We start from the raw sequence: 22,646 nt of genomic DNA on the forward strand, positions 1-22,646 counted from the left end.
GCTCGACAACGACGCCGAACCAGGAGAACCAACCCCCATGAGACAACTGCGCCTCAAAACGGTCGTCGCGACCTCCATCGCGGCCCTGATCCTGCCGCTCATCGGTGCCTCCGGTGCCGCTGCCGCGGTGCCGTCGGGGGCCACCTCGACAGCGACATCCCATTCCGGCTTCCGAGCCGCCCCCACGGCGCAGGAGGATCTGGACGCCGCAGCGGCGGCGCTCTCGATCGCGAACGTCGACGACGTGCGCGGCAATCTGACCCTGCCGGGAGCACCCGAGGGGATCGACCTCGCCTGGGCGTCGTCGGACCCCGCCGTGATCGCCACCGACGGTGTCGTGACGCGGCCCGCCACGGACGCCACCGTCACCCTGACCGCCACGCTGAGCCAGGGCGAGGCGACCGCGACGCGCGAGTTCACGGCGACCGTCCGCGCCGCGATCGCGACCCCCGACTACGAGGGCTACGCCTTCGCCTACTTCACCGGCAACTCGCTCGCCGGCGAGAACATCTACTTCGCCGCCAGTGAGGGCAACAACGCGCTCGACTGGAACGAACTCAACGCCGGACGCCCGGTCCTCACCTCGGACGAGGGCACGAAGGGGCTGCGCGACCCGTTCCTCATCCGCTCTCCCGAGGGCGACACCTTCTACCTCATCGCCACCGACCTCTCGATCGGCAGTGGCACGTCCTGGGGCGACTCGGTCCGGAAGGGCAGCCACTACCTCGAGGTGTGGGAGTCACACGACCTCGTGACCTGGTCCGACCAGCGGCACATCGAGGTCGCACCGGAGAACGCCGGCAACACCTGGGCACCCGAGGCGTACTACGACGACACCATCGGCGCGTACGTGGTCTTCTGGGCGTCGTCGCTCTACGGCGCTGACGACCCGGACCACACCGGGAACAGCTACCACCGCATGATGTACGCGACCACCCGCGACTTCACGACGTTCAGCGAGCCCCAGGTCTGGCAGGATCAGGGCGTCTCCCGGATCGACTCGACGGTGATCAAGTCGAGCGACACCTACTACCGCTTCACCAAGGACGAGGGCGCCGGTGGCACCGGGTGCGCCGACATCATCCAGGAGTCCTCGACGGACCTGCGGGCCACGCTCGAATCCTGGACGGTGCTCGACACCTGCATCGGTCGCGATGCCGGCACCAGTGCGGTCGAGGGGCCGACGGCGTTCGCCGCCAACCCTGGCGACGTCAACGGTGACAAGTTCTACCTCTTCGTCGACGAGTACGGCGGACGCGGCTACATCCCGCTCGAGACCGAGGACATCGCGAACCCGGACTGGCAGGTCGCGAAGGACTACGACCTGCCCGCGAGCCCGCGTCACGGCACGGTGCTCCCGGTCACGGCCGCAGAGCTGCAACTGCTCGAGGACAGCCTCGGCGGAGCACCCGAGCCGGTGCCCGCGAACGAGGACGGCGAGATCGTCCGTTACGACTTCGCCGAGTCCGACGGCTCGACGCTCACCGACGTGTCCGGCAACGGCCTCGACGCAGCGGTCGAGGGCGGTGCGACCTTCTCCGACGGCGCGCTGCAGCTCGACGGCGGCGACGACTACGTCAAGCTGCCCGACAACCTGCTCGCCGGCGTGCAGGACGTCACGGTGGAGGCGGAGGTCTGGATCGACCCGACGCAGGCCAACCCGTACTTCATCTACGGGCTCGGCAACACCACCGGTGGCGCCGGCGACGGCTACCTGTTCAGCACCGGCAACGCGTATCGGACGAGCCTCGCGACCGGCAACTGGAGCACGGAGCAGACGGTGTCGCAGGGCAAGGACCTGACGCGCGGTCGCTGGGCGAAACTGACGTACACGTTGCAGGGCACCACGGCCACGATCTACCTCGACGGCATCGCCGTCGGCACCGGGACCGTGACGTCCGATCCGGGCGACATCGGCGGCGGGTGGACGAGCGCCAACTACCTGGGCCGTTCGAACTACGACGCCGACAACCGCCTGAAGGGTGCGTTCCGAGAGTTCGCGATCTACAACCGCGCGCTCTCGGCGGACGAGGTGCTCGCCGGCTCCGGGAACACCGCTGCGCTGACCGACATCGGCCTCGAGGAGGACGTGCTGAAGACCGCCCCGATCGTCGACAACGACCACCACGAGGTCGTCTTCCCGGTGCGACCGGGAACGGACCGCACCGCCTTGAGCCCGACGTTCACGACCGCGGCCGGTGTCACGGCGAGCCCCGCCTCGGGGACCACCGTCGACCTCAGCGGCCCGGTGACCGTGACGTTGACGCCGACCTCGAGTGAGGCCGTGACGTGGACGATGCGGGCGGTCGAGATGAAGAGCCCGGTCATCCCCGGTCTCTACGCCGACCCGAACGTCTTCGTCTGGGGCGACACCTATTACATCTACGCGACCACCGACGGCTTCGCCGGTTGGGGTGGCAAGGAGTTCTTCGTCTGGTCGTCGAAGGACCTCGTCGACTGGGAGCGCTCGGCGGAGCCGATCCTCACGCTCGACGGCGCGAACGGGAACGTGCCGTGGGCGACCGGCAACGCCTGGGCGCCGACGATCGGGGAGAAGGACGGGAAGTTCTTCTTCTACTTCAGCGGCCACAACCCCTCGGTCGACCGGAAGACCATCGGTGTCGCCGTCGCGGACAGCCCGGCCGGTCCGTTCACGGCTCAGCCGAACGCGATGATCCTCAACGACGAAGCGGTGACCTCGGGACAGGCGATCGACCCGGCCACGTTCACCGACCCGGTGACGGGGAAGAGCTACCTGTTCTGGGGCAACGGCTCGCCGGTGTACGCCGAGCTGTCGGACGACATGCTGTCGATCAAGGCCGACACGCTCGAGCGCATCGACGGCCTGACCGACTTCCGCGAGGGTGCCTTCGTCAACTACCGGGACGGGATCTACCACCTGACGTACTCGATCGACGACACCGGTTCGGAGAACTACCGGGTCGGGTACGCGACGGCGACGAGTGTGGACGGCCCGTGGACGTACCGCGGTGTGATCCTGCAGAAGCAGCCCGAACTCGGCATCCTCGCCACCGGTCACAGCTCGATCCTCAACGTGCCGGGCACCGACGACTGGTACATCGTCTACCACCGGTTCGCCATCCCGGGTGGTGACGGCCAGCACCGCGAGACGACGATCGACCGGCTGACGTTCGACCCGGAGACGGGCCTCATGAACCCGGTCGTCCCGACCCTCGAGAGCGTCGGCCCGCAGCGGATCGCGGTGCCCGGTGCCGAGGGCAAGCTGACGATCGACCAGCCGTCGGTGCGGGTGGGTGAGTCGATCTCGGTGTCCGGGTCCGGCTTCGCCGCGGGGGAGCAGGTTCGGTTCACGCTGTTCTCCACCCCGACCGACCTCGGGACCGTCGTCGCGGACGCTTCGGGTGCGTTCGTGGCGACGCTCACGGTGCCCGCTTCGGTGGTGCCGGGTGCACACACCTTGCAGGCGCTGGGCGCGGACTCCGGCATCACGGCCGAGGCGGCGCTGACCGTCCTGGCCGCGGATGCCGCGGCTCCCGGCGCTGCGGGCTCCGGTCCTGGGGCGCTGTCGACCACCGGTGTCTCGGTCGTCGGATTCGTCGGCCTGGCCGGGCTGCTCCTCGCAGCCGGCGCGTGGCTGGTCGTCCGTCGCCGACGCATCGCGTCGTAGCCCGCGCCGACACAGCATCGATCCCGTCCGAGGTGACCATCGTCACCTCGGGCGGGATCGTTGCAGTTCTGTCGCAACGAACCGGGCGGATCATGCCGGCAGGACGATCACCTTGCCGGCGATCCGGCCGGCAGCGGCTTCGGCGTGGAGCGCGGGCAGTTCGGCGAGCGGGATCCGGCGCGTCACCTCGACCGTCAGCGATCCCTCGTCGACGAGCGACACGAGGGTCGACAGGCGGTCGCGGTTCCGCAGGACGAAGACTGTCGCCGAGCGGACACCTCGTGACTCGTCCCCGGGCGTCGGCATCCACGCCGTGGTGCTGACGACCACGCCGCCGTCGCGCACGAGTCCGACGAGCGCCTCGAACTGCTCCGGATCGATCGGCGCGAGGTTGAGGAGGACGTCGACCGGCTCGGAGACCTCGTCGAGCAGGTCGGCGGCCGTGTGGTCCACCACCTCGTCCGCTCCGGCGGCCCGCACGGCCGTCTCGCTGCGCGGGCTGGCCGTCGCGATGACGTGCACCCCGGCGCGCTTGGCGAGCTGGATCGCGTACTTGCCGACGACCCCGCCGGCGCCGACGATCAGGACGCGCTGACCCGACTCGAGACCGCCGTCGTCGAACAGCGCCTGCCAGGCGGTCAGGGCGACCGAGGGGAGGGCGGCGGCGTCCGCGAGCGGGATGGTCGTCGGTGCTGCGACGACGGCGTCCGCCGGTGCGACGACGTACTCCGCCGCGCCGCCGTCGAGCTCCATCGGGAGGAAGCCGATGACCGCGTCGCCGACCGTGAGCCCCTCGACGCCCTCACCGAGCGCGTCGACCGTGCCCGCCACGTCGTAGCCGGGGACGTGGGGGAGTTGGACCGGGATCGGCAGGAAGCCGGCTCGCATGCCGTTGTCGGCCGCGTTGAACGCCGACGCGGCGACGCGAATGCGCACCTGCCCCGCGGCTGGAATCGGCTGCTCGATGTCGCTGTAGTGGAGGACCTCGGGTCCGCCGACCTCGTGGAACTGGACTGCCTGCATGATGCTCTCCTTCGTCAAGTGCTTCGAATTTGAAGCAACTGCCATGACGATAACACTGCTTCGAACTCGAAGCAACACCTAGAATGGATGCATGGCCGACACTCCTGCATCCCTCACCCCGACCGAGCTCGGCGCGTACTTCGCGTTCACCGAGGTGAGCAGCCTCCTGCGTCCGGCGGTCGAGCAGCAGCTTCGCGAAGCGGGGGAGTTGAGCTACGTCCAGTTCCAGTTGCTGGCGCGCCTCGGTGATGCGCCGGACGGTCTCCAGCGCATGACGGATCTCGCCGACGGCGTGGTCTACAGCCGCAGTGGCCTCACCTACCAGGCGCAGTTGCTCGAGCAGCGGGGGCTCATCACCCGCTCGCCGTCACCGGACGACGAGCGCAGCACGGTCGTGGCGATCACGACGGCCGGCCGGGACGTGCTCGCCACAGTGTTCCCTGGCCATATCCAGGCCGTCAGGGATCTGCTCTTCGCGCCGCTCGACGGCGACGATGTCAGCGAGCTCGCCCGCATCCTCGGTCGGGTCAGCGAGCACCTCCGGGCAGCTCCGCCGCGCTCGGCAGGACGTCGCCGGAAGGCGTGAGCGGGATGTTGTAAACCACGCAGCCCTCGGCCGAATCCGACCGAGGGCTGCGTGGGTGATCGTGCCGACTCAGTCGAGCGGGACGCCGAAGTCGCCCGCGATGCCGGCCAGGCCGGTGGTGTAGCCCTGGCCGACGGCACGGAACTTCCACTCCGAGTTGTACCGGTAGATCTCGGCGAACAGCATCGCCGTCTCCTGCGAGGCGTCCTCGGTGAGGTCGTAGCGGACGATCTCCTGCTGGTCCTGGTCCATGACCCGGCAGAAGGCGTCGCGGACCTGGCCGAAGTTCTGGCGGCGGTTGTCGGCGTCGTGGATCGAAACGGCGATGACGATGCGTGAGACGTCGGGCTCCACGGCGCGGAGGTCGATCGTGATCTGCTCGTCGTCGCCGTCACCCTCGCCGGTGCGGTTGTCGCCCTGGTGCACGACCGAGCCGTCGGGCGTCGACATCTGGTTGTAGAAGATGAAGTCCGCAGGGCTGCGGATCTTGCCGTTCTCGGCGACGAGGATGGCGGAGGCGTCGAGGTCGAACGCGACGCCGACGGTCGTGCGCGGGTCCCACCCGAGACCGACCGTGGCGATGGTCAGCCCTGGGCTGGTCTTCGTGAGCGAGAGGTTGTTGCCTTTGGAGAGGCTGAGGCCTGCCATGGGTGTGTTCCTTCGAGAGTGCTCGGTGATGTTCGAACCTCCATCCTGCCCTGTTCCGGCTGAGTTTGGAGTGGGTTGTGGAGGATCGACCAGCCGCCCCACGGCCGCAGCGGTGGTCAGGCGCCGTCCGCTCCGGGGGAGCCGGCCGCCGCGACCTCGTCGAGCGGCAGCTCCTCACGTGCGACCGCTGCTGCGACGTCACCGAGCCGCCGCTGACGGGTGCGTGCGTACTGCCGGATCATCCCGAAGGCCGTGTCCATGTCGACCCCCGCCGCACGGGCCAGATACCCCTTCGCCTGTTCGATGGCGACCCGGCTGTCGAGTGCACGTTGGAGTTGCTCGGTGGCGAGCGTCGCGTTCTCGATCGTCCGCTGCTGGAGGAGGCTGATCGTCGCGACATCGGCCAGCGCCTGGGCGGCTCGGGCGTCGGCACCGTTGAGGGCACCCTCGGTCTCGCGGAACAGGTTCAGTGACCCGACGGTCGTGTCGCGGAGCCGCATGGGGATCGCGTGGACGCCCGCGTATCCGCGTTCTTGTGACGCCTCGGCGAACCTCGGCCAGTGCTCCTGGAGCTCCTCGGCGCTCTCCGCCGTCACCAGGAGACCGCTCGTCACCGCAGCGATACAGGGTCCCTCGCCTGCGTTGAGCTGCATGAGGCCGATGAACTCGCTCCGCTCGCTCGTGGACGCGACGACCTGGAGGACGTCGTCGCGGTCGGCCAGATGGATGGCCCCGGCGGCAGCGTCGAACAATTCGACCGCCCGGTCGACCAGTGTCTGCAGCACGTCGACGACGTCGTAGTCGGCGACGAGGCTGTCGGTGAGGGTCACGAACGTCTCGATGAGCCGTGCTTCGCGCGTGTCGTCCATGGGCGTGTTCGTCCTCATCTGTTGATCAGCGGATCAACCGTAACCGAGGCCGGAGGTCGTCCATGACCGCCGGTGGTCGAGACCCGCTCGTGCGGATTTGCACCGGGTCGCGAGACCGTTCTACGCTGAACGAGCGCTGCCCCAGACCCCGGTTGCCGGATTGTCCGTCCTTTCTGATGATGCCCAGGAGCCTCATGAGCACGCACCCCGTCGGCCTTCTTCTCGCGCGCCGTCGGCGACCTTCGTGGTCGACGAGACCGCCCGTCCCACCGGCGCAGGGCGTCCGATGACGGTCGAACGCAGCAGCGGGTTCCGGAAGACCGGACCCAGCGGGAGAACGCGGGCTGGCGGCACCTCGAGCTACTCCGCGATCCTCGCCGAGGTGAAGTCGGCCGGTCTGCTCCGACGGCGCTACGGCTTCTACTGGACGCTGTTCGCCGTCCTCGTGCTGGCCACGGCCGGCTGTTGGGTCGCCTTCGCGTTCCTCGGTGACTCCTGGCTGCAGCTGGTGGTGGCGGCGGCTCTGGGCGTGCTGTTCACCCAGTTCGCCTTCCTGTCCCACGAGGCCGCGCACCGGCAGGTGTTCGAGTCCCGCGCCTGGAACGACTGGGCGGGTCGCTTCCTCGGGACCTTCCTGGTCGGACTGAGCTACTCGTGGTGGATGAACAAGCACACCCGTCACCACGGCAACCCGAACACGGTGGGCAAGGACCCCGACATCCAGCCCGACACGATCCGCTTCCTGCCGGAGGACGTCGACACCGTGCGGAACCGGGCGGCGAAGATCTTCTACCGCCACCAGGGTTGGCTGTTCTTCCCTCTCCTCACCCTCGAAGGCGTCAACCTGCACTGGCTCGCGATCCGCTCCGTCGTCAGCGGTGTCGGGACGCGGGCCGGCGTGCGCGACCGGGTGATCGAGGGCGTGATGCTCGTCGCACGCTTCGGGATCATCCTCACGGTCGTGTTCTGGTTCCTGCCGTTCGGCATGGCGTGCGCGTTCCTCGGTGTGCAGCTCGCGGTGTTCGGCGTCATGATGGGTGCCTCCTTCGCCCCGAACCACAAGGGGATGCCGACGATCGCCAATGACGCGAACGTCGACTTCTTCTCCCGGCAGGTCCTGACGTCGCGGAACGTGGCCGGCGGATGGTGGGTGTCGTTCCTCATGGGCGGCCTGAACTACCAGGTCGAGCACCACCTGTTCCCCTCGATGCCGCGCCCCGCGCTCAAGGAGGCTCGACGGCTGGTCCGCGACCACTGCGCCGCGCTCGACGTCCCCTATACGGAGACCACCTTGCTACGCTCCTACGGGATCGTCGTCCGCTACCTCAACCGCGTCGGTCTCGGGGCCCGAGACCCGTTCGCGTGTCCGCTCGTCGCCGAGCTCCGCATCCACTGAACCACCATCACCACACGGAATCAGGAACCCAAGCCATGCAGATCATCATCGTGCTCCTCGTCATCTGGGCGATCCTCTCCATCGTCGGCTTCGCACTGAAGGGCCTGCTGTGGCTCGGGATCATCGGCATCGTCCTCATCATCGGCACGATCGTCTTCGGCGCCATCCGGCGCGCAGCCAGCAAGCGCTAACTCGCAGTCGGAAGCCGCCCGGTCGGTTCGGGTACGCTCTGCCAGATGCGGAATCTGGACTGGGACGGCCTGCGCAACCTCAGGGATCTCGGCGGCCTGCCGACACCGCTGTCGTCCACCGGCCTGACAGCGTTCGGGCGGATCGCGCGGGGTCCCCGACGCGAGCTCCTCACCGCTGCAGGGTGGGACGCCGCGATGCGATGGGGGCTGCGGTCCGTGGTCGACCTCCGCAGCGCCGATGAGACCGGAGCGCGCGAAACCGACCCGGGTGTCCGGCCACCAGCCGAGCTGGTGATGACGCTCGCGCCGACCGAGGATCAGACCCATCCGGAGTTCCGCGAGGTGTGTCTTCCGATCCTCGACTCCCCGGAGTACTGGCAGCACAACGTGCGCATCCTGCCGGAGCTCGTCCGCGGTGCGCTGAAGGCGGTCGCCTCATCCGACCCCGGGGTCCTGGTGCACTGCGCAGCCGGCCGAGACCGCACCGGCATGATCAGCGCGCTGCTCCTCGCAAACGCCGGCGTCCCCGATGACGCCATCGTCGACGACTACGCGGCATCGGTCCGTGCCATGGCCGGGACGGCGCCCCACGGCGGCCCGACCCACGACCGCCAGGCCTCCTGGACCTCGGAGCAGGTCGACGTCTTCCTCGACGAGGTGGCGCCCCACGTGCGAGCCTTCGTCGCCGATGCGGACGGTGTCTTCGACACCCTGGGAGTTGACGAAGCATCCCGACAGAGGCTGCGTCAGCTCCTGCTGCCTTGACTGTGCGCGGCCGGCACGTTCGGAGCCGTCCAGCGTGCTGCGAGCAATCGCTAGCCCACAGGTGTCCTCAAAGTCGTACGAGTTTCGGGACGAGAAGTTGGTACACTTGCGCCATGTCGATCTCTTCCGCGATGCCCATCCAGCCGGTGCTGCCCACGTCTGAAGCGCGTACCGAGTTGCCGAACGCGTTGCGCAGGTTCCGCTCCGAGGGTGTGATGGCGCAGCCCATGGTGTTCGGCGGTCACCGTCGTGCCGAGGGCGTCGTCATCCCGTTCGAGCTCTACACGGAGTTGCTGCCTGTGATCGAAGACATCGAGATCGCACACTTGGTGCGCGAGCGCGCTGCCGTTGGTGGGTCGGGGTCCCTGGCTGATGTCGCTCTCGGTCTCGGCCTCGATCCTGACGTCTACCGCTGATGGCGGCGTCCCTCAAGCTGACTGCTCTTCTCCCGGGCTTTCAGCAAGACATCGACGCGCTCCCGGACCTCGCCACGAAGAAGATGGCGCTGGACATGCTCGTCCTCGTCCGGGACGGGAAGATCGCGGGCGTGAAGCTCGACTCGCGGGTCGGCACCGGGGACCTGGGTGATTGTCGCAAGCTCTACTTCGACCCGGACGGATCCGGAAAGCCGAGGTACCGACTCGTCTACCGCTACACGCCGGATGAGATCCACGCCGTCGCAGTCGAGGCTGTCGCCGTCGGGCGGCGTGCGAACCTCGACGCCTATCAGCGGGCCATCGTCAATCTCGGCCGGTGAAGGCCGAACTGCGGCGCGGGTGAGGAGCTGCCGGTTCGCCATCGCCTCTTTGGAGACGGCTCCACAGTGGCGGGGACGGCACCCCACAGCGGCCCGACCCACGACCGCCAGGCGTCGTGGACGTCGGAGCAGGTCGACGCCTTCCTCGACGAGGTGACCCCGCACGTGCGGGCGTTCGTCGCCGATGCGGACGGGGTCTTCGAAACAGTCGGCGTCGACGAGGCGGCCCGGAGGGAATTGCGTCTGCTGTTGCTGCCGTGACGGGCGATGCCCGGCTTCTCGCGGGAGAATGAGCCATGCAGACGCGCTCAAAGATCCTCAAGCGGCTCGGTCTCGCCCAGCAGAGCTCCACGATCGTGAAGCTGAACCGGGTGTCCGCCCCGGACGAGACCCTCGATGGGTTCGTCGTCGCCATCGGTCACAAGTGGGTGCTCGTCGCACCGATAGCCACAGGAGGGTTCTTCGACGGCTACACGGTCATCCGCGTCCGCGAGATCGCCAGAGTCCGGTTCGATCGATCGTTCCAACGCCGTTTCTCCGAAACTCGACCCGAGTGGCCCGTGAACCCTCCGCCCGGTCGGCCGACGCCCGATCTGGACTCGACCCGCGGCATGTTGCGGTCGTTCCTCGCGGAGGGAGTCCTCTGCGCGCTCGAACGCCGGAACAAACCCGACCTCCTGTGGGTCGGTGTGCCCGCCGAACTGAGACGTCGCTGGTTGTATCTGCTCGAGGTTCGATCTGATGCGACGTGGCACGCCGGCCCGTTGGGCTATCGACTCCGGACCATCACCCTCGTCCGCACGGGTGATCAGTACTTGCGTGCGCTGGCCGCCGTGGCTGGGCCCGCGCCCGTCGAAGACGGCTCGTCCTGGTGGTCTCCTCCCGAGCAGGGGTGACCGGACCGGACGAGAGTGATCGGACGGTCCTCACAAGGGCGGTTCCCGGTCCGCGCCGAGACACGCGCGCCGGCCCGCCTCACGGCTCGTCGTCCCAGGGGACCGGCGTCGTCGTGCCCGACTGCACGTCGCTGCGGAGGATCGCGTAGGCGACCGAGGCGAGCGGACGTCCGCCGTCGACGGGCCAGCCCTCGCGGTAGTGGGCCTCCTTCACCCAGCCGGCCCGACGGAAGGCACGACGCATGGCGACGTTGTCCTCGCGGGTCTGCCCTTCGAGCTTGCGGACCGACGGGAACCGCCCGAACACCTCGTTGACGATGACCGGCAGCACCGCTGTTCCGATCCCGCGCCCTCGTGCGTTTTCGGCGAGCCGCAGGTCGATCAACGCCGTGTCCTCCTCCAGATCCTCGAGGGTGACGACTCCCACCACCTCACCGTCTGCGAGTACCCAGCATCCGAAGGCGCCGGGCCCGTCGACGACGCCGGCCACCAGGCGTGCACGCGCATCCTCAGTTGTCGGTCGCGGCCGCACGTGGAAGGGGAACTCGTGAGTGCTCAAGAACTCGACGAACGCGTCGTCGTCCCGAGGGCGCTCGATGGGTTGCAGGCTCAGCTGTGACATCCGCCCAGTATCGCAAGGACACCACGGCGAGCTTGCGCAGGATGGCCGAGACGTGGACGCTCGCCCTCTTCGCGCTGAGGAACCGGCGCTCATCGATCTGACGAAGGTGACGCCGCACGTGCGAGCCTTCGTCCCCGACGGCTACGGGGTCTACCGCGGTAGCGCTGCGAACCGCTCCGTCTTGTCCGTCGGTCCGAGGACCAGGAGGCGCTGGCCGGCGGTGAGGATCGTGTCGCCGGTCGCATAGGTCCACCGGTCGTCGTGCCGGACGGCGACGACGGTCACGCTGAACCGGTCGCGGATGCGCGCTGCGGTCAAGGTCTGCCCGACGACCTCGGCCGGTGCGGTCGTCTTGGCCATGACGAAATCCTTCTCGACGGCCAGGAAGTCGAGCATCCCGCCGCCGCGGACGAGGTGCGCCACGCGACGCCCCATGTCGGACTCGGGGTAGACGACGTGCTCGACCCCGATCTGCTCGAGGATGAGCCCGTGCTGCTCGCTGACGGCCTTCGCCCAGATGCTCGTGGTGCCGCGGCGCTTCAGGAGCGACGCGGTCAGGATGCTCGCCTGCAGGTCGGTGCCGATGGCGATCACGACCCGGTCGAACTCGTCGATGCCGAGCTGGTCCAACACGCCCTCACGGGTGGTGTCGGCACGCACCACGTGGGTGAGGACGCCGTTCAGCGACTGGACGATGTCCTCGTCGGTGTCGATCCCGAGGACCTCGGTGCCCGATTCGACGAGCTCGGTGGCGAGGGCGCGCCCGAACCGTCCGAGGCCGATGACGACGACGGACTCGACGCCGCGCTGACGCTTGTTGCTGAACGGTCTAGCCAATGATCGGACGCTCCTTCGGGAGTTCATACAGACGGGTCTCGGTCCGAAGCGCGAGCGCGGAACCGAGGGCGATGGGGCCGATGCGGCCGACGAACATGAGGACCACCAGGATCAGCTGCGCGGCGACCGGGAGAGAGGCGGTGATGCCGGTGGAGAGTCCGACCGTCGCGTAGGCGGAGATGACCTCGAACAGGACGCGGTCGAGGCTGTAGTCGGTCATCAGCATGATCGCGGCCGTTGCGCCGACGACGAGGCCGACGGACAGGAGCGCGACGGTGATGGCCTCCCGGTGCGTCGACCGCGGGAGACGCTTGCCGAACATGTTCACCGCCGCACCGCCGCGCAGCTCGGTCACGATGATGAAGAACAGCACCGCGAAGGTGGTGATCTTGAGTCCGCCGGCGGTGCTCGCCGGGCCACCGCCGATGAACATGAGGATGTCGGTGACGAGCCACGTGACCGGGTGCATCTGACTGACGTCGAGGTTGTTGAACCCGGCGGTGCGGGGGAGGACGCCGGCGGTGAACCCCGCCAGCAGCCGGTCGGCCGGAGCGAGCGCACCGAGCGTCGCCGGGTTCGACCACTCCAACGCGGTGATGAACCCGCAACCGAGGACGAGCAGGATCACGGTGCCGACGACGACGGTCATCGTGTTCAGCGTCCACCGCGAGGGCGTTCGGAACCGCCGTCGGAGTTCCAGGATCACGCCGAATCCGAGCCCGCCCAGGATGACCGCCCCGCAGATGGTCAGCGAGATCCACGGGTCGGTCGCGTACCCCATGATGCTGTCGCTGAACAGGGCGAAGCCGGCGTTGTTGAAGGCCGACACCGCGTGGAACACCCCGTACCAGATCGCATCGCCCGGTGCCCAGTTGTAACCGATCATCCAGCGCAGGGCGAGGATGATCGCGCAGAGGGCCTCGACGCCGAGCGCGATGAGGATGACGCCGCGCAGGACCCGGCGCACGTCGCCGATCGCCAACGTGTGGGTCTCACTGACCGCGGTGAGCCGCGTCCGCAGACCGAGCCGCCGGGCGACGAGTAGACCGAGAAGTGTCGCGAACGACATCACCCCGATGCCGCCGATCTGGATGAGCGCGAGGATGACGGCATGCCCGAACGGCGTCCAGAACACCGGGGTGTCGACGATGATGTGGCCGGTGACGCAGATGGCGCTCGTCGCGGTGAACAGCGCCTCGATGAGGTTCGCGCCGCCCGGGCCGGTCTTCGAGATGGGAAGCATCAGGAGCAGGGTGCCGACGAGGGTCGCAGCCCCGAACGCGATCGAGATGACCTGGACGGGACGCGCTGCGGCGAGTTGCCCACGGCGGCGGGCTCTGCCGCCGGCCGACCTCGATCCGTCTCTCGCCACCCGAGAACCATAGCGGCCAGTGCGGCTCGTCGGTGATGCGGACCGATGTCGCGCGTGCTCCGGATGACGATGCGGTCATCAGTACAGATGCTTGGAGCGCCCGGCTATCCACAGAGCGCAACGGGCCACGCGACACCCGGCTCCGTGATTACGCTGATGCCCGACAGGACCCTTTCGCCCTGTCGGGGTTCCCGGCCGGCTTCCCCTCGATTCCGGCCGGGACCCACTTCACCGCCAGGCGGACGTCAAGGCCCGTCGGCGTGGCCGGCGCTCGCCGCGAGCAATCCGCTCGCTCCGGCGACCATCGCGGCCTCGGTCCGGGTCGCCACACCGAGCTTCCGCAGGATGGCCGAGACGTGGACGCTCGCCGTCTTCGCGCTGATGAACAGGCGCTCGCCGATCTGACGGTTGCTCAGGCCTTCCGCGATGAGCTGCAGCACCTGGCGCTCCCGGGCGGTCAACTCGATGGAGCCGCTCGTGCCACGCGCTCGGGGGCGGCCGTCGAGGTTCAGCGACGCTCGCTCCGCCAACGCCCGCGCACCGTCGAGCACGAGGCCGGCACCGAGCGTCGTCGCCTCGGCGACCGCGACGACGAGCGTGTTCTGTGCGCCGGAACGATCACCGGCGGCCACGCGCGCCTCAGCCAGTCGGAGCGCCGTGTAGGGCGCGAGCGCGGCCGGTGCGAACGGACGCTCGGCCATCGCACGAGCCGCCTCCCACGCACCGACGTCGTCACCGGTGCCGTCCGGCCCGCCGAGTTCGGCGTCGACCAGCGCGCTCCACAGCGGTGCGGTCGGCCAGAACCGCTCCTCGGCGAGCAGTGCCCGCCAGCGTTCCTCCAGTTGCCGGAGCTGATCGTCGTCGACACCCGCGAACGGGCCGGACGCCACGTCGAGGGTGCCGGTGGCCAGCGCGACACGGACCCGAGCCAGGACGCGGGCCGCGTCCGCCAGCGCCGGCAGGTCGTACGCCGGCATCGGGCGGTGGTCCGTTGCATCGAACACGCCGACCCCCGCCGGCGACCAGGCCCCGGCGAGGTCGCCGGCCGCCAAACCGACCTGCATCACAACACGGGCGACGCCGAACCTCGTCTGCACCTCCAGGCCGGACAGGGAGAGCATTCCCTTCCGCCACCGGCGGTACATGGTCGCCGCGCTCTCGGTGTCGCCTCGCCAGAGGGTGAGCAGGATCAGCGACTGGCGGAGGTACACCGAGAACGCGAGCGGCGGCTGCAGCGCCAGGGCCCGATGCACACGCTCCTCCGCTTCGTCCCAGCGTCCGAGCGCCACCAGCGGGTCGACCGCGTTCGACGACAGGATGAGGCCCGAGCTGCGCTCGACACCCAGCTCCTTCGCCCGTGCGACGCCTTCCAATGCCGACGCGAGCGCCTCCTCGTACGAGCCGAGCAGGTTCGCCATGTCGGACGCGTTCACCCGGTACCGGAGCAGGGCGCTGCCGTCGCCGTCCGCCAGCGTCTCAGCGGTCGCGAGCATCCTGCTGCCGCTCTCCAGGTCACCGTGGTGGATGCGCGCGATCCCACCGATGTTCGCGGCGACCGAGGCGTTCCGCGCGGAACCGGTGCGGACGGCCTCCCGAGCGGCCTCGTCGGCGTACTCGATCGCCCGCTCCAGCCGCCCGATGATCATGTGCCGCGCGCCGAGACTCGTCAGCAGCACACCACGCAGATCGCCGGGGGTGCCCGGCGGGACCCGGTCGAGCGCTTGTTCGAGGAGGTCCACCGAGCCTGGTCGCCCGAGGTTGGCGAGGTAGAAGGCCTTGTCGCGGAGGAGCTTGGCCTGGTCGAGGTCGTCGCGGTCCTCGGGCGTCGCGAGCACCTCGTCGACCATGGCGATCGCCCGGTCCGTCCAGCCGGCGTTCCGCAAGGCGCTCGCCGTCCGTCGCATGAGTTCCGAACGCGAGCGGCCGACGAGTGCCGCGGCATCGGGGACCTGGTCCCAGATCTCCAGGAGACGCTCGCCGAGCTGCGACTCCGTGCTGTACGCGTATGCAGCGTGAGCCTGCTCCATGGCGCGCACGGTCGCGGGGAAGGCCCGTCCGAAGTCGCGGGCGAGCATCCAGTGGTGCGACACCGCCGCAGCGACCGGCTCACCACCGACGCCTGCCTCCAGCGCCTCGGCGAACCCCGCGTGGAACCGGCTCCGTTCGCCGGGCAGCAGATCGTCGTGGATCGCCTCCCGGACCAGTGCGTGTCGGAACTCGTACGTGGTCGCGTCCGCGACGAGGACGTTCGACCCGATCGCCTCCCGCACACCGGTGTCGAGAGCGTCGGGGCCGCCCGTGAACACCCGCTCCAGGAGGGCGTGCTCGACGCAGACGCCGCCGGCCGAGATCACGCGCAGCAGCTGTTGGGTGGTGGGCGCGAGTCGCTCGTAGCGCGCGAGCAGCAGTTCGCGGAGCGTGTCCGGGAGCTCGTCGCCCTCGCCGTCGCGGTCCTGGTCGAGACCGAGCAGCTCCTCGACGAAGAACGGGACGCCCTCGCTCCGCGCGTACACGCTGTCGATCGATACCGTGTCGAGCGACGTGCCACGGATGGCGATCGCCTGGCGGAGCACGTCGCTGCGGCTCAACCGTTCGAGACTGTGCCGCTCGACGCGCCTCGTGCGGTCGAGCTCGGCGAGGAACCCGCGCAACGGGTGTCCGCGGGAGACGTCCTCGCTCCGGAACGTGAGCAAGATCATCACGCGATCGCAGGTGAGGGCACGGACGAGGAACGCGAGCAGGCTGAGCGTCGCGCCGTCGGCCCAGTGGACGTCCTCGACGACGACCACGACCGGCCGGTCGCGGGAGAGCGCCTCGAACAGCACGGCGACGGTCTCGTGGAGCCGCCCGACGCCGCCCTCCCGCTGATCCTCCGCATCGGGACCGAGTGTCGGCAGCAGCGTCGCGAGGGAGGCCTTGCCCGGGCCCGCGGCCTCCAGCACCGCGTCGCGCCCGCGCTGCCCGACGAGGTCCTTCATGAGGCCGAGGACCGGTGCGTAGGGTGCAGCGACGTCACCGAGGTCCACGCACTGGCCCGTGATGACGAGCGCCGACGATCGGACCGACCGCGTGAACTCGGTGAGCAGGCGCGTCTTGCCGATACCGGCCTCGCCGCTCAGGACCACACTGCGTGACTCGCCGGCGGCGACGGCGTCGAACACGGCCTGCAGCGCGCTGAGGTCGGAGGCGCGCCCGATCATCGTCGGGCTGGTGGTGGGCAGGCTCACCACTCCATGGTCCCACCCTCGTCGGAATCGGCCGCGGCCTCCTCGAGTCGTCGCTCCCGGTGGCGACGCTCCCCCTCGAGGTCCCGCTGGAGCTCCTGCTCGATGAACCGTCTCGTCTCGACGGATGTGAACGGGCTGTGACTGGCACTCGTGATCAACATGGTTCCTCCGCTGCGCACGGTGCTCGTGTCCGTGCTCGACCACTCACGTTCCTCGCTGAGGCCCGATGCCTACCTCGGGCATCTGCCCTAGTTCCGTTGAAAGCGCGTCGCTGTGGAGTCGTAAGACGGGTTCGCACCGCTCGATGGCGTACGGTTGCCGTTCGCGCACCATGACCTCATTGAGGACATCACGATGGAAAGCAGCACTCTCACGCTCGGCGGGCTCGTCTACGACCTCGACCCGAGCACGATCATCACCACCCTGAAGGACACGATGGAGCGCACCGCGCTGTCCGGGGGCGGTTTCGTCGACCTGGACGTCGTCGGCGAGGACCTCGCGAGCGTCTTCGTGAGCCCTGGGACGTCGATCTACTTCACGACCAACGACGTGTCCGAGTTGACGCACGTCGACCTCAGCCCCACGGAAGCGCTCGACTGGGAGTTGGGGTTCTACGGCCTGTGATCGCCGGCCTGTGATCCGTGGCGGCGGCGATGGGGAGCACTCCCCATCGCTCTTCTGGTGCGGGCGCTCATAGGGTCGGTGTCGGCCCGGAGCGGGCCAGAACCGGAAGGCCGCAGTGAGCACCACCACGATCGACCGCACGTACCTCAACCGCGCGGTGCGAGGGCGCACCGCCCTGGTGATCATCCTCGTCTTCCTCACGGCCGTCGCAGGGTTCATCGGGTTCGGGAACGTCAAAGACCTCGCCGCCGACCTCACTGCGAGCTACACGACGACCACCGGGCAGGTGGTCGACGAGGGGACGGAGCGGGTGCTCGAAGGGTCCCGCCGCAGCAAGCACTGGGAGGAGTACCGCACCGTCACGGTGACGTACGACGTCCCGGGTACGGTCGGGTCCGACGAGATCCGCAGCGACACGATCCAGGTCGGCGACACGCTCGACGTGTGGGTGCGCGACCAGACCGGCGAGGTGGCGCTGGAGGCGCCGGCCGGACCCGACTTCTGGCAGTGGTTCTGGGCGGTCACGATGTCGCTCCTGACCCTGCTGCTCGCCTGGTGGCTGCTCGTCGCCGTGCGCAACAGCGTGCGTCTGCTCGCATTCCGTCCCGACACCCGGCGGCCCGACTTCGTGTTCGCGCTCAGTGGCGTCTCGGCGAGTGCCTCCGGCCGGAACGGCAAGCGGCAGCTCCTGGAACTGTCCGGCCTGATCGAGTCCAGCGCTGACGGCGAACGGGTCGGCCAGCGCGCCCAGCTCATGGCACCGGAGCAGCACACCCCGGCGGTGCCCGGCTTCCCGCCGCGGATCCTCGGCTACCGCGTGAGCCAGGGGGCGGTCGACGGGATCGTCGTCCTGCACCTGCCCGACGCCGACGCATGGTGGGTGGCGACGCTGACCTTCCCCGCGAACTCCACCGCGGCGGTGACCGCCTCGCGAGCGGATGATCCTCGGTAGGAGGAGTCCTCAGCCCGCGTTCGCGCGCAGGTAGGTCTCGAGGTCCATCGGTGGGACACCGGTGACGTCCTCGATCGACGGGCTCACCTCGGCCATCACGCCACTGCCGATGGCCGTGTACGTACTCACCCAGGCGTCGACCTCCCAGTCGGGTGCGCCGTAGGAGGCTCGCGACGCGTAGGCCTCCTCGATGGTCTCGTCGTGGAAGGTGACCTCGCGATGGCGGACGCGACCGATCGTGGCGGCGACCTCGGCCATCGAGAGCGCCTCCGGTCCGGTGAGGTCGTAGGTGCGACCGGCGTGGGACGCCGGGTCGACGAGGATCGCCGCGGCGGTCCGTGCGATGTCGGCGCGAGCGACGAAGGAGGCGCGACCGTCCCCGGCCGGCCCGCGGATGACACCGTCCTCACCCACGAGGGCCTCCATGAAGTCGAGGTAGAAGCCGTCGCGCAGGAACGTCCACCGCATGCCGGACGATCGGATGTGCTCCTCGGTCGCATGGTGGTCGCGCGCCAGCGTGAACACGGCATCCGGTGCCGCCGCAGCGAACGAGGTGTACACCAGGTGCTGCACGCCTGCGGCGGCGGCCGCATCGATGAACGACCGGTGCTGGTCGACCCGGTCGGCGCTCTCGGAGCCCGACACCATGAACAGGGTGTCGACGCCCTCGAGTGCCGCGCGGGCAGCGTCCTGGTCCGTGTAGCTGAACGGGTGCACGGTGCTCTGCGGGTGCCGCGGCGCCTTCGCCGGGGTGCGCACCAGCAGACGCTGCGGGATCCCGCGAGCGGCGAGATCGTGCGCCACCAGGCCGCCGAGCACACCGGTCGATCCGGTGACGGCGATGGGTCGGGGTGTGCTCGGGCTCACAAGGTTCCTCTCACAGGGCTAGGGGCGGACGCGGACGCTGCGCCCCTCGAGGGAGACGACGTCGTCGAGCTGCAACTGCCGGCCGCGTCGGCGATCGATCTCGCCGTTGACCCGCACCGCGCCGTCGGCGATCGCCGCTTTCACGTCTCCGCCGGAGTCGAGCAGACCGGCGAACTTCAGGAACTGCCCGAGTCGGATGCCCTCGCCGCCGATCGGGACGTCGGTGATCTGTGTCGGGTTCGTCATCCCCGAATGCTAACAAGGATGCGGCGGCTGGACCGGCGGACAGGATGTGGCTGTACCCTCAGCGGTACCGGGTCACCGTGACTCGCAAAGGAGCACCATCATGGGCGAGAAGTCAGCACGGAAAGAAGGCGGCAAGACCGCACCGGCGAAGACGCTGAAGGAGAAGCGCACCGCCAAGGCCGACAAGAAGGCCGGCAATGCGCGTTCGGAGAACACCGACGCAGTCACGCGGGTCAAGAACCGCTAGTCCTGATCAGCGGCCCGTCGCGGTCGGTGATGCGCTCAGGCGTCTGTCCCCTCACGGAGACGGGCGCCTGTTCTGGTCTTCGCCGTCAGTGCCGCGATCCGCCCAGGTGTCGACGTCCACGGGCCGGCGGTGGGGAGCAGTCCCCATTGAGCCGTGGTCGCGGCGTGCCCCAAGCTGGACCCTGAGAGCAACAACCGTCGATCAGGGGGAGTATCACCATGGGGCACACACACCGGCAGCGCATCATCCGCACCTCGGCAGCGGCCTTGGCCGTTCCTGCACTGCTGCTCCTGAGTGCGTGCGGGAGTTCCGGCGGCGAGATCGGCGACGAGGTCAGGATCTCGGAAGGCATGATGACGGTCACGTCGATCGAGCAGCGGACCGCTGAGGACGTCGCGGATCTCAAGCTCGACGAACTCGCCGGCCAGACGCCCTACTTCGTGACGTACGAGGTGGCCTTCAACGACGGCTCGGACGGCGACCTCAACGAGAACTTCTGGAAGGCCAAGGCGTCGGACGGTGAGGCATCGCCCATCAACGTCCTCAACTTCGGTGGGGATTTCGACTGCACCGGTCTCGGCGAGGTGTCCGACGGCAAGGCGGAAGGGTGCCAGCTCATCATGGTGCCGGAGGGTGCGACGCTCGAGTCGGTCTCCTTCGGTGGAGCGGGCACGTGGCGCGCGCCGAAGGCGGAGTGATGCCGAGGCGCTGACCACTCACGCGCGGGCAGGGCATCCCGCTATCGTCGTGAGATGTCCGACCTCAGCCCTGGCGACGACGCGCTCGAGCTCGCCCGCCTGCTCATCTCGATCGACTCCGTCAGTCCGAGCCTCGTCCCAGGGGCTCCCGGTGAAGGACGGATCGCGGCGGTGATCGCGCAGCGACTCGAGGGCGCCGGGTTCTTAGTCGACCTCATTCCCGCGCAGGAGGACCCGCAGCGCGTCAGCGTCGTGGCCGTGCACGCGGGATCGCAGCCGGGGCCGACGGTCGTGTTCAACGGCCATCTCGACACCGTCGGGGTCGAGGGCATGGTCGACCCCTTCACCCCCCGGATCGCGGACGGCAAGCTCTTCGGACGCGGCGCCAGCGACATGAAGTCCGGCCTGGCGGGGTTGATCGTCGCCGCGGAGCGACTCGCCGCGGCCGACCACCCCGGCACCGTCGTCTTCACGGGCGTCGCCGACGAAGAGGACGCGAGCGTGGGGGCCGCAGCCGTCCTCCGACACCTCGCCGATCGTGGTGTGACGGCGGACGTGTGCCTCATCGCCGAGCCCAGCTGGCTGGACCGTGTAGCGGCGCACCGGGGGTACGCGGTCGTCGAGGTCACGCTGCAGGGGACGGCCGCGCACTCGTCACAGCCCGGTCTGGCCATCGATGCGATCCGCGCCCTCGGCGCGCTGCTGCAGGAGGTGGAGCGGGCCGACGACGAGCTCCGCAGACGACCCGCGCACTCGCTGCTCGAGTACGGCTCGTTCACCGCGACCGTGGTCCGGGCGGGGAGCGCTCCGTTCACGATCGCCGCCGACGCGACCCTCGTCATCGAGCGACGCACGCTGCCGGGTGAACGCGCTGAGGATGCCCTCGTCGAGGTCCAGGCGATGCTCGACGCGGTCGCCGCGAGGACGCCTGGTCTCCGCACGGGCGCTCGGCTGACCCATCAGCGCGAGGCCTGGGAGGCCGACGAGCATGGGCCGGCTGCGCGGTTCGCCGGTGTCCTCGAGGCAGAGCTCTTCCGGGACGCGGAGGCCGCACCGGCTGCGGTCGGAGCGCCGTATTGGATGGAGTCGGTGCTCTGGCAGGCGGCGGGGATCCCGACCGTCGTGTGCGGACCCGCCGGCGGCGGACTGCACGCCGCGGAGGAATGGGTCGACCTCGACCAGCTCCGGCGGTTCCCCCAGGCGGTCATCGCCGCGACCCGCGACGCCCTGTCCGGATCGAGTGCGGCGTGACGCCCGGTGGACCCGACCGCATCGCGGTGATCGGGCCGGGCGCGATCGGCACCGTGGTCGCCGCAGCGCTCCACGAACAGGGACGGACGCCGTTCATCGCGGGGCGGTCGAAGCGGGCGGAACTCCAGCTCCAGGTCGACGACGGGACGGTGACGGTCCCCGGGCCGGTGGTCACGGATCCAGCCGAGTCTCCAGGCACCGTGGACCTCGTGTTCCTTGCGGTCAAGGCGACCCAGACGGTTGCCGCTGCGGACTGGCTCGCCGCGCTGTGCGGCCCGGAGACGGTCGTGTGCGTCCTGCAGAACGGTGTCGAGCAACGCGAGATGGTGGAGCCACTCGTCCGGGAGGGAACGGTCGTCCCCGCGGTCGTGTGGTTCCCGGCCACCCGTGAGCCCGGCGGTCCGGTCACCCTGTTGAGCCCGCCGCGCCTGTCCCTGCCGGAGGCACCCGGTGCCGTCGTGGTCGAGGACGCGTTGCGAGGCTCCCGCTGCGCCGTCGAGGTCTCGACCGACTTCACGACCCTCGCCTGGCGGAAGCTGCTGCAGAACGCCGCCGCCGGACTCATGGCGTTGACCGGACGCCGATCCGGCATGTACCGGCGCGATGACATCGGCCGCTTGATGCTCGGCTACCTCGAGGAATGCGCCGCCGTCGCGCGCGCGGAGGGTGCGCGGTTGACCGACGACGAACCTCGGCGGCTCCTCGACCAGTTCCGTGCCGCTCCGGTCGACCGCGGGACGTCGATCCTCGCCGACCGCGAACAGGGGCGACCGCTCGAATGGGACGTCCGCAACGCGGTGATCCAGCGGCGGGGGAGCGTGCACGGCATCCCCACGCCGATCAGCGACGTCATCGTGCCGTTACTCGCCGCGGCGAGCGATGGACCCGGCTGAACCGCCGGCGGTGGTGGGATCGAGCGCTTC

25 protein-coding genes are annotated in these 22,646 nt (G+C 69.3%); 15 read left to right on the top strand and 10 right to left on the bottom strand.

Annotated elements, in window-relative coordinates; genetic code table 11:
* Window positions 1–37 precede the first annotated feature (37 nt).
* Window positions 38–3,649 (top strand): family 43 glycosylhydrolase, encoded by a 3,612-nt coding sequence (locus ITJ66_RS03245; RefSeq protein WP_194643405.1) that lies wholly within the window; start codon window positions 38–40, stop codon window positions 3,647–3,649.
* 90 nt (window positions 3,650–3,739) lie between these two features.
* On the opposite strand, the gene ITJ66_RS03250 is transcribed toward ITJ66_RS03245, so the two are convergent.
* Window positions 3,740–4,672 carry an NADP-dependent oxidoreductase gene (locus tag ITJ66_RS03250; protein ID WP_194643407.1) on the bottom strand — a complete coding sequence of 311 codons (933 nt, stop codon included), beginning with the start codon at window positions 4,670–4,672 and terminating at the stop codon, window positions 3,740–3,742.
* A gap of 91 nt (window positions 4,673–4,763) precedes the next feature.
* Here ITJ66_RS03250 and ITJ66_RS03255 point away from each other — a divergent pair, with 91 nt between their 5' ends.
* The gene (locus tag ITJ66_RS03255) at window positions 4,764–5,258 is read left to right on the top strand and encodes a MarR family winged helix-turn-helix transcriptional regulator (protein WP_194643409.1); all 495 of its coding nucleotides are present in this window, start codon (window positions 4,764–4,766) and stop codon (window positions 5,256–5,258) included.
* Between the two features lie 69 nt (window positions 5,259–5,327).
* Here the strand turns inward: ITJ66_RS03255 and ITJ66_RS03260 are convergent, their stop codons facing one another.
* Complete coding sequence (locus ITJ66_RS03260; protein ID WP_085512164.1) at window positions 5,328–5,906, bottom strand: TerD family protein; 579 nt, start codon at window positions 5,904–5,906, stop codon at window positions 5,328–5,330.
* A 116-nt stretch (window positions 5,907–6,022) separates the two neighbouring features.
* Complete coding sequence (locus ITJ66_RS03265) at window positions 6,023–6,775, bottom strand: GAF and ANTAR domain-containing protein (protein WP_194643411.1); 753 nt, start codon at window positions 6,773–6,775, stop codon at window positions 6,023–6,025.
* 286 nt (window positions 6,776–7,061) lie between these two features.
* Here ITJ66_RS03265 and ITJ66_RS03270 point away from each other — a divergent pair, with 286 nt between their 5' ends.
* The 7 genes from ITJ66_RS03270 (at window position 7,062) to ITJ66_RS03300 (ending at window position 10,780) form a co-directional block, all read left to right on the top strand.
* Entirely contained in the window at window positions 7,062–8,171 is a 1,110-nt protein-coding gene (locus ITJ66_RS03270; RefSeq protein WP_194643413.1) for an acyl-CoA desaturase, read from the top strand.
* A 35-nt stretch (window positions 8,172–8,206) separates the two neighbouring features.
* Entirely contained in the window at window positions 8,207–8,362 is a 156-nt protein-coding gene (locus ITJ66_RS03275; RefSeq protein ID WP_162852293.1) for a hypothetical protein, read from the top strand.
* A gap of 45 nt (window positions 8,363–8,407) precedes the next feature.
* On the top strand, window positions 8,408–9,127 hold the full coding sequence (locus tag ITJ66_RS03280) for a tyrosine-protein phosphatase (RefSeq protein WP_191940229.1): 720 nt from the start codon (window positions 8,408–8,410) through the stop codon (window positions 9,125–9,127).
* A gap of 113 nt (window positions 9,128–9,240) precedes the next feature.
* Window positions 9,241–9,543 (top strand): hypothetical protein, encoded by a 303-nt coding sequence (locus ITJ66_RS03285; RefSeq protein ID WP_191940230.1) that lies wholly within the window; start codon window positions 9,241–9,243, stop codon window positions 9,541–9,543.
* Window positions 9,543–9,884 carry a hypothetical protein gene (locus ITJ66_RS03290; RefSeq protein WP_228501453.1) on the top strand — a complete coding sequence of 114 codons (342 nt, stop codon included), beginning with the start codon at window positions 9,543–9,545 and terminating at the stop codon, window positions 9,882–9,884. The genes ITJ66_RS03285 and ITJ66_RS03290 overlap by 1 nt, the downstream gene beginning before the upstream one ends.
* A gap of 66 nt (window positions 9,885–9,950) precedes the next feature.
* Complete coding sequence (locus tag ITJ66_RS03295; RefSeq protein WP_191940231.1) at window positions 9,951–10,145, top strand: hypothetical protein; 195 nt, start codon at window positions 9,951–9,953, stop codon at window positions 10,143–10,145.
* Between the two features lie 35 nt (window positions 10,146–10,180).
* Window positions 10,181–10,780: a hypothetical protein gene (locus ITJ66_RS03300; RefSeq protein WP_191940232.1), complete on the top strand. Its 600-nt coding sequence runs from the start codon at window positions 10,181–10,183 to the stop codon at window positions 10,778–10,780.
* A gap of 79 nt (window positions 10,781–10,859) precedes the next feature.
* Here ITJ66_RS03300 and ITJ66_RS03305 read toward each other — a convergent pair whose 3' ends face one another.
* The 5 genes from ITJ66_RS03305 to ITJ66_RS03325 all read right to left on the bottom strand — a co-directional run bounded on the left by ITJ66_RS03305 (window position 10,860) and on the right by ITJ66_RS03325 (window position 16,999).
* Complete coding sequence (locus tag ITJ66_RS03305) at window positions 10,860–11,402, bottom strand: GNAT family N-acetyltransferase (RefSeq protein ID WP_194643415.1); 543 nt, start codon at window positions 11,400–11,402, stop codon at window positions 10,860–10,862.
* A gap of 150 nt (window positions 11,403–11,552) precedes the next feature.
* Window positions 11,553–12,239: a TrkA family potassium uptake protein gene (locus ITJ66_RS03310; RefSeq protein ID WP_228501455.1), complete on the bottom strand. Its 687-nt coding sequence runs from the start codon at window positions 12,237–12,239 to the stop codon at window positions 11,553–11,555.
* Window positions 12,232–13,611: a TrkH family potassium uptake protein gene (locus ITJ66_RS03315; RefSeq protein ID WP_191940235.1), complete on the bottom strand. Its 1,380-nt coding sequence runs from the start codon at window positions 13,609–13,611 to the stop codon at window positions 12,232–12,234. Before ITJ66_RS03315 ends, ITJ66_RS03310 begins: the two co-directional genes overlap by 8 nt.
* 245 nt (window positions 13,612–13,856) lie before the next feature.
* Window positions 13,857–16,838 (bottom strand): helix-turn-helix transcriptional regulator, encoded by a 2,982-nt coding sequence (locus ITJ66_RS20040; protein WP_194643417.1) that lies wholly within the window; start codon window positions 16,836–16,838, stop codon window positions 13,857–13,859.
* Complete coding sequence (locus ITJ66_RS03325; RefSeq protein WP_194643419.1) at window positions 16,835–16,999, bottom strand: hypothetical protein; 165 nt, start codon at window positions 16,997–16,999, stop codon at window positions 16,835–16,837. The genes ITJ66_RS20040 and ITJ66_RS03325 overlap by 4 nt, the downstream gene beginning before the upstream one ends.
* A 193-nt stretch (window positions 17,000–17,192) precedes the next feature.
* On the opposite strand from ITJ66_RS03325, the gene ITJ66_RS03330 reads away from it, so the two are divergent.
* Entirely contained in the window at window positions 17,193–17,462 is a 270-nt protein-coding gene (locus ITJ66_RS03330) for a hypothetical protein (RefSeq protein ID WP_194643421.1), read from the top strand.
* A 115-nt stretch (window positions 17,463–17,577) separates the two neighbouring features.
* Window positions 17,578–18,414, top strand: coding sequence for a hypothetical protein (locus ITJ66_RS03335; protein WP_194643423.1), 837 nt, complete (start codon window positions 17,578–17,580; stop codon window positions 18,412–18,414).
* A gap of 9 nt (window positions 18,415–18,423) precedes the next feature.
* Here ITJ66_RS03335 and ITJ66_RS03340 read toward each other — a convergent pair whose 3' ends face one another.
* Together ITJ66_RS03340 and ITJ66_RS03345 are read right to left on the bottom strand one after the other, a co-directional pair.
* Window positions 18,424–19,281: an SDR family oxidoreductase gene (locus ITJ66_RS03340; RefSeq protein ID WP_194643425.1), complete on the bottom strand. Its 858-nt coding sequence runs from the start codon at window positions 19,279–19,281 to the stop codon at window positions 18,424–18,426.
* A gap of 18 nt (window positions 19,282–19,299) precedes the next feature.
* Window positions 19,300–19,527, bottom strand: a complete 228-nt coding sequence (locus ITJ66_RS03345; protein ID WP_064295072.1) for an RNA-binding S4 domain-containing protein — start codon at window positions 19,525–19,527, stop codon at window positions 19,300–19,302.
* A gap of 100 nt (window positions 19,528–19,627) precedes the next feature.
* On the opposite strand from ITJ66_RS03345, the gene ITJ66_RS03350 reads away from it, so the two are divergent.
* The 4 genes from ITJ66_RS03350 to ITJ66_RS03365 all read left to right on the top strand — a co-directional run bounded on the left by ITJ66_RS03350 (window position 19,628) and on the right by ITJ66_RS03365 (window position 22,616).
* Complete coding sequence (locus ITJ66_RS03350) at window positions 19,628–19,774, top strand: hypothetical protein (protein WP_157579891.1); 147 nt, start codon at window positions 19,628–19,630, stop codon at window positions 19,772–19,774.
* Between the two features lie 218 nt (window positions 19,775–19,992).
* Window positions 19,993–20,472 (top strand): hypothetical protein, encoded by a 480-nt coding sequence (locus ITJ66_RS03355; RefSeq protein ID WP_194643428.1) that lies wholly within the window; start codon window positions 19,993–19,995, stop codon window positions 20,470–20,472.
* A 54-nt stretch (window positions 20,473–20,526) separates the two neighbouring features.
* Window positions 20,527–21,723 (top strand): M20/M25/M40 family metallo-hydrolase, encoded by a 1,197-nt coding sequence (locus tag ITJ66_RS03360; RefSeq protein WP_194643430.1) that lies wholly within the window; start codon window positions 20,527–20,529, stop codon window positions 21,721–21,723.
* Window positions 21,720–22,616, top strand: a complete 897-nt coding sequence (locus ITJ66_RS03365; RefSeq protein ID WP_370582560.1) for an oxidoreductase — start codon at window positions 21,720–21,722, stop codon at window positions 22,614–22,616. Before ITJ66_RS03360 ends, ITJ66_RS03365 begins: the two co-directional genes overlap by 4 nt.
* Window positions 22,617–22,646: the final 30 nt, after the last annotated feature.

The organism is Plantibacter sp. VKM Ac-2885 (assembly GCF_015351205.1).
Taxonomy (GTDB): domain Bacteria; phylum Actinomycetota; class Actinomycetes; order Actinomycetales; family Microbacteriaceae; genus Plantibacter; species Plantibacter auratus.